Raw genomic sequence first — 12,912 nt, 5'->3', positions numbered from 1 at the left:
GCCGGATCGCGCCAAGGCGCGGCACGGCCTCAATAGTTGAGATCGAAGACGATCAGGCCGCCCAAGCCGCCGTCGGTCGAGGACACGATGCGCTCGCCGACGCCGACGTGCTTGGGATGCACGAGGTAGACGTCGCGCGCTTCCGCGCTTTCAAAGGTGACCGCAAAACCATCGACGTAGCCCGCATGTAGCCCCTCTGGCGAGACATTCGGGCCATACTTGATGTCGATGATGCCGGGGATCACCTGCTTCAATGCGACGATCGCGTCAAACAAGGACTGCTTCTCTTCCCCTGTCATGGCAGCCTTAAGCCGCATCAGCACGCAGTGCAGGATCATGTGGTGACCTCCCGGATCCGTTTTCAGGCGAGCATAAGGAGAAACGTCGCGGGGGCAAGTGACAAGGATGTGCCGTTTTGCAGAGATCCCCATCTGAATGGCCACGGCAACACCGGCGTGCGAGACGTGACCAATTCGACGCCCTAAACCGTCGTAAACGGAACGGCGCGTCCTACATTCTCGTCTAATCTGTCGGTATCCAGTGTGCGGGGAAGAGGAGCCCCGCACGAGGCAGCATTTTCAACGGAGGAGATGGAAATGAGCAAGAACCGAGGCGTCGTCTACATGCGGCCCGGCAAGGTCGAAATCCACGACATCGACGATCCGAAACTTGAGGCACCCGATGGCCGCAAGATCGAGCACGGTGTCATCCTGAAAGTGATCTCCACCAACATCTGCGGATCGGACCAGCATATGGTTCGCGGCCGCACTACCGCGATGCCAGGCCTTGTTCTCGGCCACGAAATCACCGGCGAGGTGATCGAGAAGGGTGTCGATGTCGAGATGCTGCAGATCGGTGATCTCGTCTCCGTTCCGTTCAACGTCGCCTGCGGCCGCTGCCGCTGCTGCAAATCGCAGGACACGGGCGTCTGCCTGACGGTCAACCCGTCGCGCGCCGGCGGCGCCTACGGCTACGTCGACATGGGCGGCTGGATCGGCGGGCAGGCCCGCTACGTGACCATTCCGTATGCCGATTTCAATCTCTTGAAATTCCCGGACCGCGACCGCGCGATGGAAAAGATCCGCGATCTGACCATGCTCTCCGACATCCTGCCGACCGGTTTCCACGGTGCGGTGCGCGCCGGTGTCGGCGTCGGATCCACCGTCTATGTCGCCGGCGCCGGTCCGGTCGGGCTTGCGGCGGCTGCATCCGCCCGCATCCTCGGGGCTGCCGTCGTGATGATCGGCGACTTCAACAAGGATCGCCTTGCCCATGCCGCCAAGGTCGGCTTCGAGCCGATCGACCTGTCGAAGAGCGACCGGCTCGGCGACATGATCGCGCAGGTGACCGGCACTAACGAAGTGGACAGCGCCATCGACGCCGTCGGCTTCGAGGCACGCGGGCATTCGGGCGGCGAGCAACCGGCGATCGTTCTGAACCAGATGATGGAAATCACCCGCGCGGCCGGCTCGATCGGCATTCCCGGCCTCTACGTGACCGAAGATCCGGGCGCCGTCGACAACGCCGCCAAGCACGGCAACCTGTCGCTCCGCTTCGGCCTCGGCTGGGCAAAGGCGCAGTCCTTCCATACGGGCCAGACGCCGGTGCTGAAGTATAACCGCCAGCTCATGCAGGCGATCCTGCATGACCGGTTGCCGATCGCCGATATCGTCAACGCCAAGGTCATCCCGCTTGAAGATGCGGTACAGGGCTACGAAAGCTTCGACCATGGTGCTGCGATGAAGTTCGTGCTCGACCCGCACGGCGAAGTCGCCAAGGCGGCGTAATCAACAAGCCTCCCGAGGCTCGGCGCAGCGGGTGCATTCCGCATCCGTTGCGCCACCCCAAAATTCCTACGCGATATCCAGCAAGAGAGCCCGATGGTCGGACACCTCGGGCTGTTCAACGACGTCGAACCCCACGACGTCAACATTTGCCGTGACCAACATGTAGTCGGCGTAGCGGCCTTCCTTGGTGTAGTGCGAGGTTCGAGTATCCTTATGGCCGCGCGAGGTCACGAGGTCGGTGAGACCGAGTTCGGCAAGCGCGTCGAACATGAGGCTGTCAGGAAGCACATTGAAGTCGCCGCAGACGACGAGCGGCTCGCCCTCGCGCCATATGCGGCGGATGAGAGCGACCAAGACATCCGCCTGGCCGCGACGCGCTGGCGTGTCGCCCTTGCCGGCAAGGTCGCGTAGGCCATGCAGTTGGGCGATGGTAATCGGACGATTGGCGCGATAATCGAACAGGCGAAGGCACTGCGCGTTGCGCGCGCGGGGGTGTGCGCCATAGCCATCGCTCGAGAAGTCGCCGTGTACGAAGTCCATCGCCTGGCCAATGACCGGATGCGATTGGCGCACGAAGGTTGCAAGCCCGAATTCCGACACGACAGAGGTCTCGCCTTCGAAAAGTTCGCCCCTTGCGGTCGGCGCGTAGAGGGCATCATGGGCGGGAAGGATCGCCTTGATCTCGGCAAACAGATTGGCGCGTTGCGGCAGGATATGACTGCCGTCGCGGTAGACCAGCCAGTCACTGGAAACGGTTACCGAGCGCGTGATTTCCTGCAGGCAGAGAACATCGGCGTCGATCTCGGCGAGGTAGGGAATGAGCGGCGCATGCAGCTTTCCGCCCCATGCATTCAGCGAAACAATCCGCATCACATCCCCCCGATCTACGCCGAACGATTCCTTGCAGATTCAGGGAAACGCGCGATGTCCTTGTTTCCGCACCATTCCGAGCACCAAGTCTAGCGCTTCTTGAACGGCTCCATGCCCTTGCGGGCGAGCTCGTCGGCGCGCTCGTTTTCCGGATGGCCGGCGTGGCCCTTGACCCAGTGCCACTTGACCTTGTGGCGCTGGTTGGCGGCGTCTAGCGCCTGCCAAAGTTCGCCGTTCTTTACCGGCTTCTTGTCGGCGGTCTTCCAGCCGTTTTTCTTCCAGCCGAAGATCCACTTGGAGATGCCGTCCATTACGTATTTGCTGTCGGTGTGGAGGTCGACCTCACACGCGCTCTTCAGCGCCGTCAGCGCCGAGATGGCGGCCAGCAGCTCCATGCGGTTGTTGGTCGTCTCCGCCTCACCGCCCGACAGTTCCTTTTCGACTTCGCCATAGCGCAGCACCGCGCCCCAGCCGCCGGGGCCGGGATTTCCGGAGCAGGCGCCGTCGGTGTAGATATCGACGTGCTTCATGCCGAGAGTCCGTATTCCGCGGCGTTGGCGATCTGCCGGTGGAAGCGCAACTTGCGCAGATATTCGAGCGGGTCCTTCTTGGTGACCAGCGCCCCCTCCGGCGTCGTCAGCCAGTCGTAGAGGCGCGTCAGGAAGAAGCGCAATGCCGAACCGCGCGAAAGGATCGGTAGTGCTGCCAGTTCGGCATCGCTGAGCGGTCGGACGCTCTGGTAGCCTTCCAGCATCGCCATGCCCTTGGTGATGTTGTAGGCGCCATCCTTCTCGAAGCACCAGGCGTTCAGGATAATCGAGACATCGTAGGCCAAGAGGTCGTTGCAGGCGAAATAGAAATCGATCAGGCCCGATAGCTCGTCGCCGAGGAAGAAGACGTTGTCGGGGAAAAGATCCGCATGGATGACACCGTCAGGCAGGTCCTTCGGCCAGTGGGCCGCGAGAAAATCGAGCTCCGTGCGGATCTCGTTCTGCAGCCCCTTCTCCACCTCGTCGGCCCGAGCCTCTGACTTCTCCCAGAGTACCTTCCAGCCATCGACCGACAGCGCATTGGGCCGCTTCAACTCGAAGCCGTCGCCAGCGACGTGCATCTTTGCCAGCGCCTTGCCGACCTCGCGGCAATGCTTGGCTTCCGGCTTGCGCAGCCACATGCCTTCCAGGAACGAGATCAGCGCTGCCGGGCGATCGGACAGCGTACCAAGCAAGGCCCCGTCCTTTCGCGGCAACGGCAGCGGGCAGGACAGACCGCGAGCGGCCAGATGCTGCATCAGCCCCAGAAAGAACGGCAGATCGTTCTTCTCGACGCGCTTCTCGTAAAGGGTGAGGATCAACGGATCCTTGGTGGTGTGCAGCAGGAAGTTCGAGTTCTCGACGCCTTCCGCGATCCCCTTGTAGGAGAGCAGCGTTCCGGTGTCGTACTCCGTCAGGAACCACTTCAAATCGTCTTCGGAAATATCGGTATAGACTGCCAATTTACGTCCCACGAAAGCTTGATCAATCGAACGCCAGCGCCCCGCAGAGCGTTGGCAGCCACCGCAATCGTCCCCTCGACGACTGCTCCCCTAACCGGGATTGCGGCTCACCCGTTCACCCACGCCATATCCTCATGCGTCAGCTCTATGCTGCGCAGTTCGCGGTTGACGAGGAAATGCTCGTTTTCCTGAACCGTCTCGGCAAGCTCGACCTTGGCGTCGAAGCGCGCGCGGAAGGCCTCGATGATCTCGTTGACGATCACCTCGGGCGCCGATGCACCGGCTGACAGACCAAGCGTGGAGATCGGGCCGATCTCGTCCCAATCCAGTTCCGAGGCGCGTTGCACAAGGAGCGATTTCTTGGCCCCTGCCCGCAAAGCCACCTCGACGAGCCGCTTGGAGTTCGAGGAATTCGGCGCTCCAACGATGATGAAGAGATCGCAGCCGGGGGCTGCCTGCTTCACCACTTCCTGCCGGTTGGTCGTGGCGTAACAGATCGAGTCGGCCGCCGGTGCGGTCAGATTGGGGAAACGTTCCTGCAGGCGCGCGATCACGCCGGCCGTATCGTCCACAGACAGGGTCGTCTGCGTCACATAGCCGAGATTGTCGGGATCGGCGGGCTGATAGACGTCGGCGTCCTCGACCGTCTCGATGAGAGAGACCGTGCCCTCCGGCAGTTGGCCCATCGTGCCGATCACTTCCGGGTGGCCCGCGTGGCCGATCAGAACGACATGGCGACCGAGCTTGTTGTGGCGCATCGCCTGCTTGTGCACCTTGGAGACCAGCGGGCATGTGGCGTCGAGATAGAAGAGGTTGCGGGCGCTTGCATCCTCCGGCACGGATTTTGGCACGCCATGCGCGGAGAAGACGACCGGCTGAGCGCGGTGCTCTTCCGGGATCTCGTCGAGCTCCTCGACGAAGACGGCGCCCTTGGCTTCCAGGCCTTCGACCACATAGCGATTGTGGACGATCTCGTGGCGGACATAAACAGGCGCACCGTAGGATTTCAGCGCCAGCACGACAATCTGGATGGCACGGTCGACGCCTGCGCAAAAGCCGCGCGGTCCGCAGAGCCTGATCGTCAAGGGAGGTTTCGCCGCAATATTCATGTCTGTTCCGGTTCGTAGGGATAGGGCTCTCTAGCCCAATATAGGCAAGAATTGAAGCGATACTATTGCGCGGGACCCCGCTTACGGAAACGCGCGACTACGACGATGATGACAAGCGTTGCCGCAAGCCCAAACCATGTGAAGGCATATTGCAGATGGTTGTTGGGCAGATCGACATCGGTGACCCCGCCGATCGGCAGCCCCTTCGGATTGGGGGTATCGTCCGCATCCACGAAGAACGGAACCACCTCGGCCTTGTCGAGCCCGACGCTCGACGCCATCACGTCGAGGTCCTTCCAGTAGAAGATATTCTTGGCGACATCATTATCAGGCACCACCCAGGACGGCTTGCCCGGAAGTTTTGCACGAGCAAGGCCGGTCACCGTTTGCTGATCGGTGAGCTGGCCCTGCATCCGCATTTCCGGCTCCTTGTTGTCGTAAGGAACGAAACCTCTGTTGACGAAGAGATAGCGGCGATCGGCAAACTGCAGCGGGGTGTAGACATAGAAACCCGTCTGGCCATGCCAGGTCGCAAAGAAGTGCCGCTCCTTGCTGTTGACGTATTCGCCGCTGACCGTGATGTGGCGATAGTCGATATCCTCGCCCGTCGCGGCCATTCCTTCGATATCGGCAAGCGATGCCGGCGACGCCTGCCGGCGCTCGGTGATATTGGCCAACAGCTTTTCCTTCCAGTGCAGCCGTTCGACCTGCCAAGTGCCGAGCGAGAGGAGGATGGCAAGCGCAATGACCACCGCGATGCCGGTGAGGACCGGTCGCTTTCGGCGTGACGCCGAAACATGAAATTCAGTCACGGGAAATGCGCCCCTCGCTGGCGTTGTGGCGATACTGCATCGCGATCAGGATCCCCTTGCACCAGCGAAGGGCAAGCAGGGAGAGAATGACGGTCAGGGGGCCGAACAGCATAATGTGCAGCCAGATCGGCGGCGCGTAGTTGACTTCCAGCCACAACACCGAGCCGATGATAATGAAGCCGACGATCAAAATGACGAACACGGCGGGGCCATCGCCAGCATCGGCAAAGGCGTAGTCCAGACCACAGGCCGAGCAGCGGGGCTTCAGCGCGAGCAGGCCATCAAAGAGCTTCCCCTGGCCGCAGCGCGGGCAGCATCCCCTGATGCCTGTCTTCACCGGATCGACCGGTGGAAAATGCGCGCTGTCCTCGTTCATGCCATCCTTCCAATTGCCTATGGCCAACCTGTGCGTCTGCCTTAACTCACCCATAAAGTATTCGCAGAGGGAAAGGAAATACCTGCGCTCTTTCGCCTCAGCGATTCGCGCCAAACAGAAGAAGAAAACTGATGACATACGACAGCTCGGCCGGACAGATCGTCATTCTGAACGGCGCCCCGCGCAGTGGAAAATCGTCGATCGCCAACGCGATCCAGGAGCACTTCGACGGTCCCTGGATGAACCTCGGCGTCGACACCTACAACGACATGACCCCGGAACGCTATCTGCCGGGCATCGGGCTCCGCCCGGGTGGGGAACGTCCCGACCTCGAGGAGATGGTGCCGTTCTTCTATGCTGCGCTTTACGAGTCGATTGCAATCCATGCCGGCCTCGGGCTCAATGTGGTGGCTGACCTCGGTCATCACGACAGCTACTCTCGGCCGCTCGGTATTCTTTCCGATTGCGCGCGTCGGCTTGAGGGATTGCCGGTGCTTTTCGTCGGCGTCAAATGTCCGATCAAGGTCATCATGAAAAGGCGAAACATTCCTGCGCCCGGACGGCATACGCTGTATGTGCGCGCCGACGAACACGACGCCGTCCCCCATCCGGTCCAGCTCTGGCAGGAGCAGGTGCATATCCCCGGCATCTACGACCTGGAGGTCGATACCTCTGTATTGACGCCTTTCGAATGCGCCGAGGCGATCCGGCAACGCCTGGACCTCGGCATTCCGGAACCCTCCGCGTTCGAGCGCATCGCCGCCATGCGCTAATCCCCAAAACGAATAGGGCGGGTGCCGTGGCACCCGCCCTTTTCAAATTCCAGACAGCCCGCTCAGCCTGCCGCCAACGGAGCGCCCCAGCCGCCCCAGACGTAGATGCAGAAGAACAGGAAGAGCCAGACGACATCAACGAAGTGCCAGTACCAGGCCGCCGCTTCGAAGCCGAAATGCTGCTTCGGCGTGAAGTCGCCGCGGATCGCGCGCAGCAGGCAGACCAGCAGGAAGATCGTACCGACCAGAACGTGGAAGCCGTGGAAACCGGTCGCCATGAAGAAGGTCGCGCCGTAGATCGAGTTCTTGAAGGCGAACGGAGCGTGCGCGTATTCGTAGGCCTGCACGCTCGAGAATAGGACACCGAGCAGAACGGTCAGCGTCAGGCCCTGGATCAGGCCCCTGCGGTCGTTATGCAGCAGCGCGTGATGCGCCCAGGTGACGGTCGTGCCCGACAGCAGCAGGATGACGGTGTTGTAGATCGGCAGGTGCCAGGGATCGAGGACTTCGATGCCCTTCGGCGGCCACTGGCCACCGGTGAAGGCAACGCGCGAGGCCTGGATCGCTTCATTCGGGAACAGGCTGGCGTCGAAGTAGGCCCAGAACCAGGCGACGAAGAACATCACTTCGGAAGCGATGAACATGATCATGCCGTAGCGAAGGTGCAGCGAGACGACGCGCGTATGAGCGCCCTCATTCGCTTCCTTCACCGTGTCCGACCACCAGCCGAACATGACGTAGAGGATGAGCGCGAGGCCGATGAAGAACAGCCACGGATGCGCCCATTCGACGCCGAAGAGATGCAGCGAGCCACCGTTGAGGTAGCGCATGAAGCCAACGCCGCCGAAGGTGATGATCAACGCGCCGATCGAAGCCAGCAGCGGCCACGGGCTCGGATCGATGATGTGGTAGTCGTGATGTTTCTGATGCGCATCAGCCATGTAAGCTATCCCCGGATCTCTTCCTCTCCGCTCCGGCATCGCCGGACACGAACCTCAATCAAAGTTTCTTTTCAAGCTTTACCGTTTCACCCTCATTCGAAGCCACCGGCTTCGGACCCTCTTTAGGGTAGAACGTATAGGACAAGGTAACAGTGTGGATATCTTTCGATTCCACGGCCTTGGTAATGTCAGGGTCAATGTAAAATACGACCGGCATTTCAAGCTTTTCGCCCGGCCTCAACACAGTCTCGTTGAAGCAGAAGCACTGCACCTTGTTGAAATAGACGCCAGCTTCGCCGGGGGTGACGTTGAACACCGCCTGGCCGCGCTGTGGCTCGTTCGACTTGTTCACCGCGGTGAAATTCACCTGAACGGTTTCGCCGATGCGCGGGTTGACCTCGCGCTGGACCGGCTTGAACTCCCAGTCGAGACCCGGCGCAATGTTGGCGTCGAAGGTGACGCGCATCTTGCGGTCGAGAATCACGCTGGAGGCCTGCTCGACGCGCTGTGTCGTGCCGTTGTAACCAGTAAGCTGGCAGAACATCCGATAGAGCGGAACAGCCGCATAGCTCGCAGCGCCCATGCCGACGACGAAGGCAAGGCACATGAAAACGACGGCGCCATTGTTGCGCTGTTTCCTCGGCGTGCTCTGCATCTCGCTCATCTTACATGTGCCCCGATGTGAACTTCACTATCGTGACCGCGTAGAAGAGTACGACAAGGCCGGCCAGAACCAGGCCAAGAGCGACGTTGCGATTGCGGCGCGACTTGCGTTGCGCTTCCGTAAGCTTGACGACATCCATCAGAAAATGCCTCCCGCATGCGAAACGAGCACGGCCGCCAGCCGGTCGAACATCAGGGCGGAGAAAATTGCGAAAAGATACAGGATCGAGTAGCCGAAGAGCTTCTTGGCCGGGATCATCTTCTCATCGCCGTCCGGCATCCGCCAGACGGCGATGGAACAGTAGATGAAGATTGCGCCGAGGACTGCGGCAACCAGGCCGTAGCCGAGGCTCGCAAAGCCTAGGACAGTCGGCAGCACGCCGCACACCGCCGTCAGCACGGCATAGGCAACAATCTGATGCTTGGTGGTGCGCTCACCCGAGACATTGGGCAGCATCGGAACACCGACGGCCTCATAATCCTTCATCTTGAACAGAGCCAGCGCCCAGAAATGGGCTGGCGTCCAGAGGAAGATGATCATGAAGAGCACGAAGCTTTCGATCGTGACGGTACCCGTCACGCAGGCCCAGCCGATCATCGGCGGAAAGGCGCCGGCGGCACCGCCGATAACGATGTTCTGCGGCGTCGAGCGCTTCAGCCACATCGTATAGATCACGGCGTAGAAGAAAATCGTGAAGGCGAGGATCGAGGCTGCGAGCCAATTGACGGCGAGCCCCAGGATAACCACCGAAAAACAGGAAAGCACCAAGCCGAATGCCAGCGCCTCGCGCGGAGCGACACGACCGGCCGGTATCGGACGCTTTGCTGTGCGGGTCATGATCGCATCGATATCGGCGTCGTACCACATGTTGAGCGCGCCTGAAGCGCCTGCGCCAATGGCGATGCACAGGATGGCAATGAGACCGAGAACCGGATTGATGTGCCCCGGTGCCAGAACGAGACCGGCAAATGCCGTGAAGACCACGAGCGACATGACGCGCGGCTTCAGAAGCTCAAAATAATCGCGCGCGCTCGCCTCCGACAGGCGGAACTCGCCGTCGTGTGCAAGAGCTTTGCGATTGCCGATAACTGTCATTCTATTGTCCTGCAAACTTGTAAGCCGACCGCCGCACTGTAACACGCGGCGGTCGCGATTTCTCGCATCTTACTTGATGCGCGGGAGCTGTTCCCACTGGTGATACGGCGGCGGCGAAGACAGCTGCCATTCGAGCGTCGTTGCGCCTTCACCCCACGGATTGTCACCGGCAACGCGCTTCCTGGCGAAGGCTTCGAAGACACCGACGAGGAAGATCAGCACGCCGACGGCCGAGATGTAGGAACCGATCGAGGAAACATAGTTCCAGCCGGCAAACGCATCCGGGTAGTCGATGTAGCGGCGCGGCATGCCCGCGAGGCCAAGGAAGTGCTGCGGGAAGAACACCAGGTTGACGCCGATGAACATGACCCAGAAGTGCAGCGTGCCAATGAACTCGTTGTACATGTAGCCGGTCATCTTCGGGAACCAGTAGTACCAGGCAGCGAAGATGGCGAAGACGGCGCCAAGCGACAGAACGTAGTGGAAGTGAGCCACGACGTAATAGGTGTCATGCAGGGAGCGGTCGAGACCGGCATTGGCGAGCTGGACGCCCGTCACGCCACCGACGGTGAACAGGAAGATGAAGCCGATCGCCCAGACCATCGGCGTGCGGAAGCTGATCGAGCCACCCCACATCGTCGCGATCCAGGAGAAGATCTTCACGCCCGTCGGAACGGCGATGACCATCGTTGCGAACACAAAGTAGCGCTGCGCGTCGAGCGACAGGCCGACCGTGTACATGTGGTGCGCCCAGACGACGAAGCCGACGGCACCGATCGCGACCATGGCGTAGGCCATGCCGAGGTAGCCGAAGATCGGCTTGCGCGAGAAGGTCGAGATGATGTGGCTGACGATGCCGAAGCCGGGCAGGATCAGGATGTACACTTCGGGGTGACCGAAGAACCAGAACAGGTGCTGGTAGAGGATAGGGTCGCCACCGCCTTCCGGCACGAAGAAGGACGTACCGAAATTGCGGTCGGTCAGCATCATGGTGATGGCGCCGGCAAGAACCGGGAGCGACAGCAGAAGCAGGAAGGCGGTGATCAGAACCGACCAGGCAAAGAGCGGCATCTTGTGCAGCGTCATGCCCGGAGCGCGCATGTTCAGGATCGTGGTGATGAAGTTAATCGCACCGAGGATCGAGGACGCACCGGCAATGTGGAGCGCGAAGATCGCAAGGTCGACAGCCGGACCCGGCGTGCCGGAGCTCGACAGCGGCGGATACATCGTCCAGCCGCCGCCTGCGCCGTAAGCGCCCGCCGGACCTTCGACGAACATCGACATGACCAGCAGAAGGAAGGCCGGAACGATCAGCCAGAAGGAGATGTTGTTCAAACGCGGGAACGCCATGTCAGGCGCACCGATCATGATCGGCACCATCCAGTTGGCGAAGCCACCGATCATCGCCGGCATGACCATGAAGAAGATCATGATCAGCGCGTGCGCTGTGGTGAACATGTTGAACATCTGCTTGGCGCCGTCGATGGCGGCGTCGCCTTCATAGCCGTAAACCATCGATGCCAGACCGTGGAAGATCTGGATGCCCGGCTCCTGCAGCTCCATGCGCATGGCAACGGAGAGCGCGCCGCCGACGATGCCGGCCATGATCGCGAAGATCAGGTAAAGCGTGCCGATATCCTTGTGGTTCGTCGAAAAGAACCAGCGATTGATGAAGCTCGGCTTGTGCGAGTGATCGTGATGGTCGTCATGGGCGTGTGCGCCATGACCGTGATCATGCGAATGATCGTGTGCGGAAGGTCCAGCCATGTCCCGTTCCCTCTTCCCTTACTGTGCGACGTTTTCGGCAACGTCGACGGTCTTTGCGGGACCATCGGTTGCGGCCATGAGTGTCTTGTACGCCCCAGGCAGATCAGTAGCAGCACCGGCGAGCCACTGCTTGTACTTGTCCTCGGAAACGACGTGGATAGCGATCGGCATGAACGCATGGTCCTTGCCGCAGAGTTCGGAGCACTGGCCGTAGAACAGGCCCTCCCGCTCGGCACGGAACCAGGTTTCGTTCAGGCGACCCGGTACGGCGTCGATCTTGACGCCGAAAGACGGCATTGCAAAAGCGTGAATGACGTCGGTGGGAGCAGCCGTCACGAGAACACGGACGGTCTTGTTGACAGGCAGGACCAGCTCATTGTCCACGGCCAGGAGGCGCGGATAACGCGACTTGTCTTCCTTGCCGGCAGCGGCGCGATCCTGATCCTTCAGAAGATAGGAGTCGAAAGCGACCGGGGTTTCGCCCGAGCCTTCATATTCATAGTTCCACTGCCACTGGGTGGCCGTCGCCTTGATGGTGACATCCGGATTTTCCGGCAAAGTCAGCTGGGCGGTCAAAAGGTTAAACGAAGGCACCGCGAGGAAAAGAAGCACGAGAACCGGTCCCACGGTCCATGCGACTTCGATCAGCGTATTGTGGCTCGTTTTGGAAGGCACCGGATTGGCACCGGAGCGGAACTTCAGACAGACGACAATAAGAAGGACCAACACGAAAAGCGTGATCGGAACGATAAACCACAGGGTATATTGCTCAAACCAATGAATGTCTCGCATGATCGGCGTGGCTGCCGGCTGCAATGTTGCCTGCCACGGCTGCGGCTGGTCGGCATAACTGCCGGAAGCAAAAAGCAGACAGACCAGCGCGGTCAGAGCTGCAGAAGCCTTCTTAATCACCTTAATATCTCCCTCGAGCGCTGGTCCGTGCAAAATCGCGCACAGAATCCTTGCCATCTCAGCGCTTCAAACCACAGTTTGTCATTGATCGCAACCGCCCAAAGCGTTTGTTCGTGCGGCATTTTCGCATTCAAACAGCTTGATCCAAGCATAAAGAAACATTCCATCTTTTCGCGATCACCGACGAAATAAAGCTTGTGCAGCGCCCGACTACGCCAACATTCTCGGATAAACGTCCCATTTCCGCCGTAGTCCCCGGCTTTTCAGCGGGTGGGGCTTTTCATTTTTGGTGGCGCGCCCCAATTTAGCGGCAC

The 12,912-nt window shown here is 60.5% G+C and carries 15 protein-coding genes; 2 read left to right on the top strand and 13 right to left on the bottom strand.

The genetic code is table 11. The annotated features are described in order from the left end of the window. Positions 1-29: 29 nt before the first annotated feature. Positions 30-338 (bottom strand): Dabb family protein, encoded by a 309-nt coding sequence (locus RHIBUN_RS0121380; RefSeq protein ID WP_025661103.1) that lies wholly within the window; start codon positions 336-338, stop codon positions 30-32. Positions 339-596: 258 nt separating this feature from the next. On the opposite strand from RHIBUN_RS0121380, the gene fdhA reads away from it, so the two are divergent. Next, complete coding sequence (gene fdhA, locus RHIBUN_RS0121375; RefSeq protein ID WP_025661102.1) at positions 597-1,787, top strand: formaldehyde dehydrogenase, glutathione-independent; 1,191 nt, start codon at positions 597-599, stop codon at positions 1,785-1,787. Positions 1,788-1,853: 66 nt separating this feature from the next. Here the strand turns inward: fdhA and RHIBUN_RS0121370 are convergent, their stop codons facing one another. The 6 genes from RHIBUN_RS0121370 to RHIBUN_RS0121345 form a co-directional block, all read right to left on the bottom strand. Further along, the gene (locus RHIBUN_RS0121370) at positions 1,854-2,657 is read right to left on the bottom strand and encodes an endonuclease/exonuclease/phosphatase family protein (RefSeq protein WP_025661101.1); all 804 of its coding nucleotides are present in this window, start codon (positions 2,655-2,657) and stop codon (positions 1,854-1,856) included. Positions 2,658-2,746: 89 nt separating this feature from the next. Then, entirely contained in the window at positions 2,747-3,187 is a 441-nt protein-coding gene (gene rnhA / locus RHIBUN_RS0121365; protein WP_018859003.1) for a ribonuclease HI, read from the bottom strand. Beyond that, positions 3,184-4,149 (bottom strand): homoserine kinase, encoded by a 966-nt coding sequence (locus RHIBUN_RS0121360; protein ID WP_025661100.1) that lies wholly within the window; start codon positions 4,147-4,149, stop codon positions 3,184-3,186. The genes rnhA and RHIBUN_RS0121360 overlap by 4 nt, the downstream gene beginning before the upstream one ends. Before the next feature lie 107 nt (positions 4,150-4,256). Beyond that, on the bottom strand, positions 4,257-5,258 hold the full coding sequence (gene ispH, locus RHIBUN_RS0121355; RefSeq protein WP_018859001.1) for a 4-hydroxy-3-methylbut-2-enyl diphosphate reductase: 1,002 nt from the start codon (positions 5,256-5,258) through the stop codon (positions 4,257-4,259). Positions 5,259-5,320: 62 nt separating this feature from the next. Beyond that, positions 5,321-6,070 carry an SURF1 family protein gene (locus RHIBUN_RS0121350; protein WP_025661099.1) on the bottom strand — a complete coding sequence of 250 codons (750 nt, stop codon included), beginning with the start codon at positions 6,068-6,070 and terminating at the stop codon, positions 5,321-5,323. Beyond that, positions 6,063-6,446, bottom strand: coding sequence for a DUF983 domain-containing protein (locus tag RHIBUN_RS0121345; RefSeq protein WP_018858999.1), 384 nt, complete (start codon positions 6,444-6,446; stop codon positions 6,063-6,065). The genes RHIBUN_RS0121350 and RHIBUN_RS0121345 overlap by 8 nt, the downstream gene beginning before the upstream one ends. 131 nt (positions 6,447-6,577) lie before the next feature. Between RHIBUN_RS0121345 and RHIBUN_RS0121340 the strand changes: the two genes are divergently transcribed. Beyond that, positions 6,578-7,219: a chloramphenicol phosphotransferase gene (locus RHIBUN_RS0121340; RefSeq protein WP_025661098.1), complete on the top strand. Its 642-nt coding sequence runs from the start codon at positions 6,578-6,580 to the stop codon at positions 7,217-7,219. 62 nt (positions 7,220-7,281) lie between these two features. Here the strand turns inward: RHIBUN_RS0121340 and RHIBUN_RS0121335 are convergent, their stop codons facing one another. The 6 genes from RHIBUN_RS0121335 to coxB form a co-directional block, all read right to left on the bottom strand. Further along, positions 7,282-8,160, bottom strand: a complete 879-nt coding sequence (locus tag RHIBUN_RS0121335; protein ID WP_018858997.1) for a cytochrome c oxidase subunit 3 — start codon at positions 8,158-8,160, stop codon at positions 7,282-7,284. A gap of 58 nt (positions 8,161-8,218) precedes the next feature. Further along, a complete protein-coding gene (locus RHIBUN_RS0121330; RefSeq protein ID WP_025661097.1) occupies positions 8,219-8,824 on the bottom strand; it encodes a cytochrome c oxidase assembly protein in 606 nt (201 codons plus the stop codon). A 1-nt stretch (position 8,825) separates the two neighbouring features. After that, positions 8,826-8,963 (bottom strand): hypothetical protein, encoded by a 138-nt coding sequence (locus tag RHIBUN_RS36925; RefSeq protein ID WP_018858995.1) that lies wholly within the window; start codon positions 8,961-8,963, stop codon positions 8,826-8,828. Next, positions 8,963-9,919, bottom strand: coding sequence for a heme o synthase (locus RHIBUN_RS0121320; protein ID WP_018858994.1), 957 nt, complete (start codon positions 9,917-9,919; stop codon positions 8,963-8,965). Before RHIBUN_RS0121320 ends, RHIBUN_RS36925 begins: the two co-directional genes overlap by 1 nt. Positions 9,920-9,988: 69 nt before the next feature. Continuing rightward, positions 9,989-11,686 carry a cytochrome c oxidase subunit I gene (gene ctaD, locus RHIBUN_RS0121315; protein ID WP_018858993.1) on the bottom strand — a complete coding sequence of 566 codons (1,698 nt, stop codon included), beginning with the start codon at positions 11,684-11,686 and terminating at the stop codon, positions 9,989-9,991. Between the two features lie 18 nt (positions 11,687-11,704). Then, positions 11,705-12,598 carry a cytochrome c oxidase subunit II gene (gene coxB, locus RHIBUN_RS0121310; protein ID WP_025661096.1) on the bottom strand — a complete coding sequence of 298 codons (894 nt, stop codon included), beginning with the start codon at positions 12,596-12,598 and terminating at the stop codon, positions 11,705-11,707. Positions 12,599-12,912: the final 314 nt, after the last annotated feature.

The sequence above is a fragment of the Rhizobium sp. IBUN genome (genome assembly GCF_000510625.1).
GTDB lineage: Bacteria > Pseudomonadota > Alphaproteobacteria > Rhizobiales > Rhizobiaceae > Rhizobium > Rhizobium altiplani.
The sequence above is the reverse complement of the archived record's forward strand: the minus strand, read 5'-3'. Positions and strand labels throughout refer to the sequence as shown.

Bases quoted from the DNA above. Each gene is read 5' to 3' on its own strand.
- fdhA (WP_025661102.1), top strand. From the start codon at position 597: ATGAGCAAGAACCGAGGCGTCGTCTACATGCGGCCCGGCAAGGTCGAA.
- RHIBUN_RS0121380 (WP_025661103.1), bottom strand. From the start codon at position 338: ATGATCCTGCACTGCGTGCTGATGCGGCTTAAGGCTGCCATGACAGGG.
- ispH (WP_018859001.1), bottom strand. From the start codon at position 5,258: ATGAATATTGCGGCGAAACCTCCCTTGACGATCAGGCTCTGCGGACCG.
- rnhA (WP_018859003.1), bottom strand. From the start codon at position 3,187: ATGAAGCACGTCGATATCTACACCGACGGCGCCTGCTCCGGAAATCCC.
- RHIBUN_RS36925 (WP_018858995.1), bottom strand. From the start codon at position 8,963: ATGGATGTCGTCAAGCTTACGGAAGCGCAACGCAAGTCGCGCCGCAAT.
- ctaD (WP_018858993.1), bottom strand. From the start codon at position 11,686: ATGGCTGGACCTTCCGCACACGATCATTCGCATGATCACGGTCATGGC.
- RHIBUN_RS0121345 (WP_018858999.1), bottom strand. From the start codon at position 6,446: ATGAACGAGGACAGCGCGCATTTTCCACCGGTCGATCCGGTGAAGACA.
- RHIBUN_RS0121330 (WP_025661097.1), bottom strand. From the start codon at position 8,824: ATGAGCGAGATGCAGAGCACGCCGAGGAAACAGCGCAACAATGGCGCC.
- RHIBUN_RS0121340 (WP_025661098.1), top strand. From the start codon at position 6,578: ATGACATACGACAGCTCGGCCGGACAGATCGTCATTCTGAACGGCGCC.
- RHIBUN_RS0121370 (WP_025661101.1), bottom strand. From the start codon at position 2,657: ATGCGGATTGTTTCGCTGAATGCATGGGGCGGAAAGCTGCATGCGCCG.
- RHIBUN_RS0121320 (WP_018858994.1), bottom strand. From the start codon at position 9,919: ATGACAGTTATCGGCAATCGCAAAGCTCTTGCACACGACGGCGAGTTC.
- RHIBUN_RS0121335 (WP_018858997.1), bottom strand. From the start codon at position 8,160: ATGGCTGATGCGCATCAGAAACATCACGACTACCACATCATCGATCCG.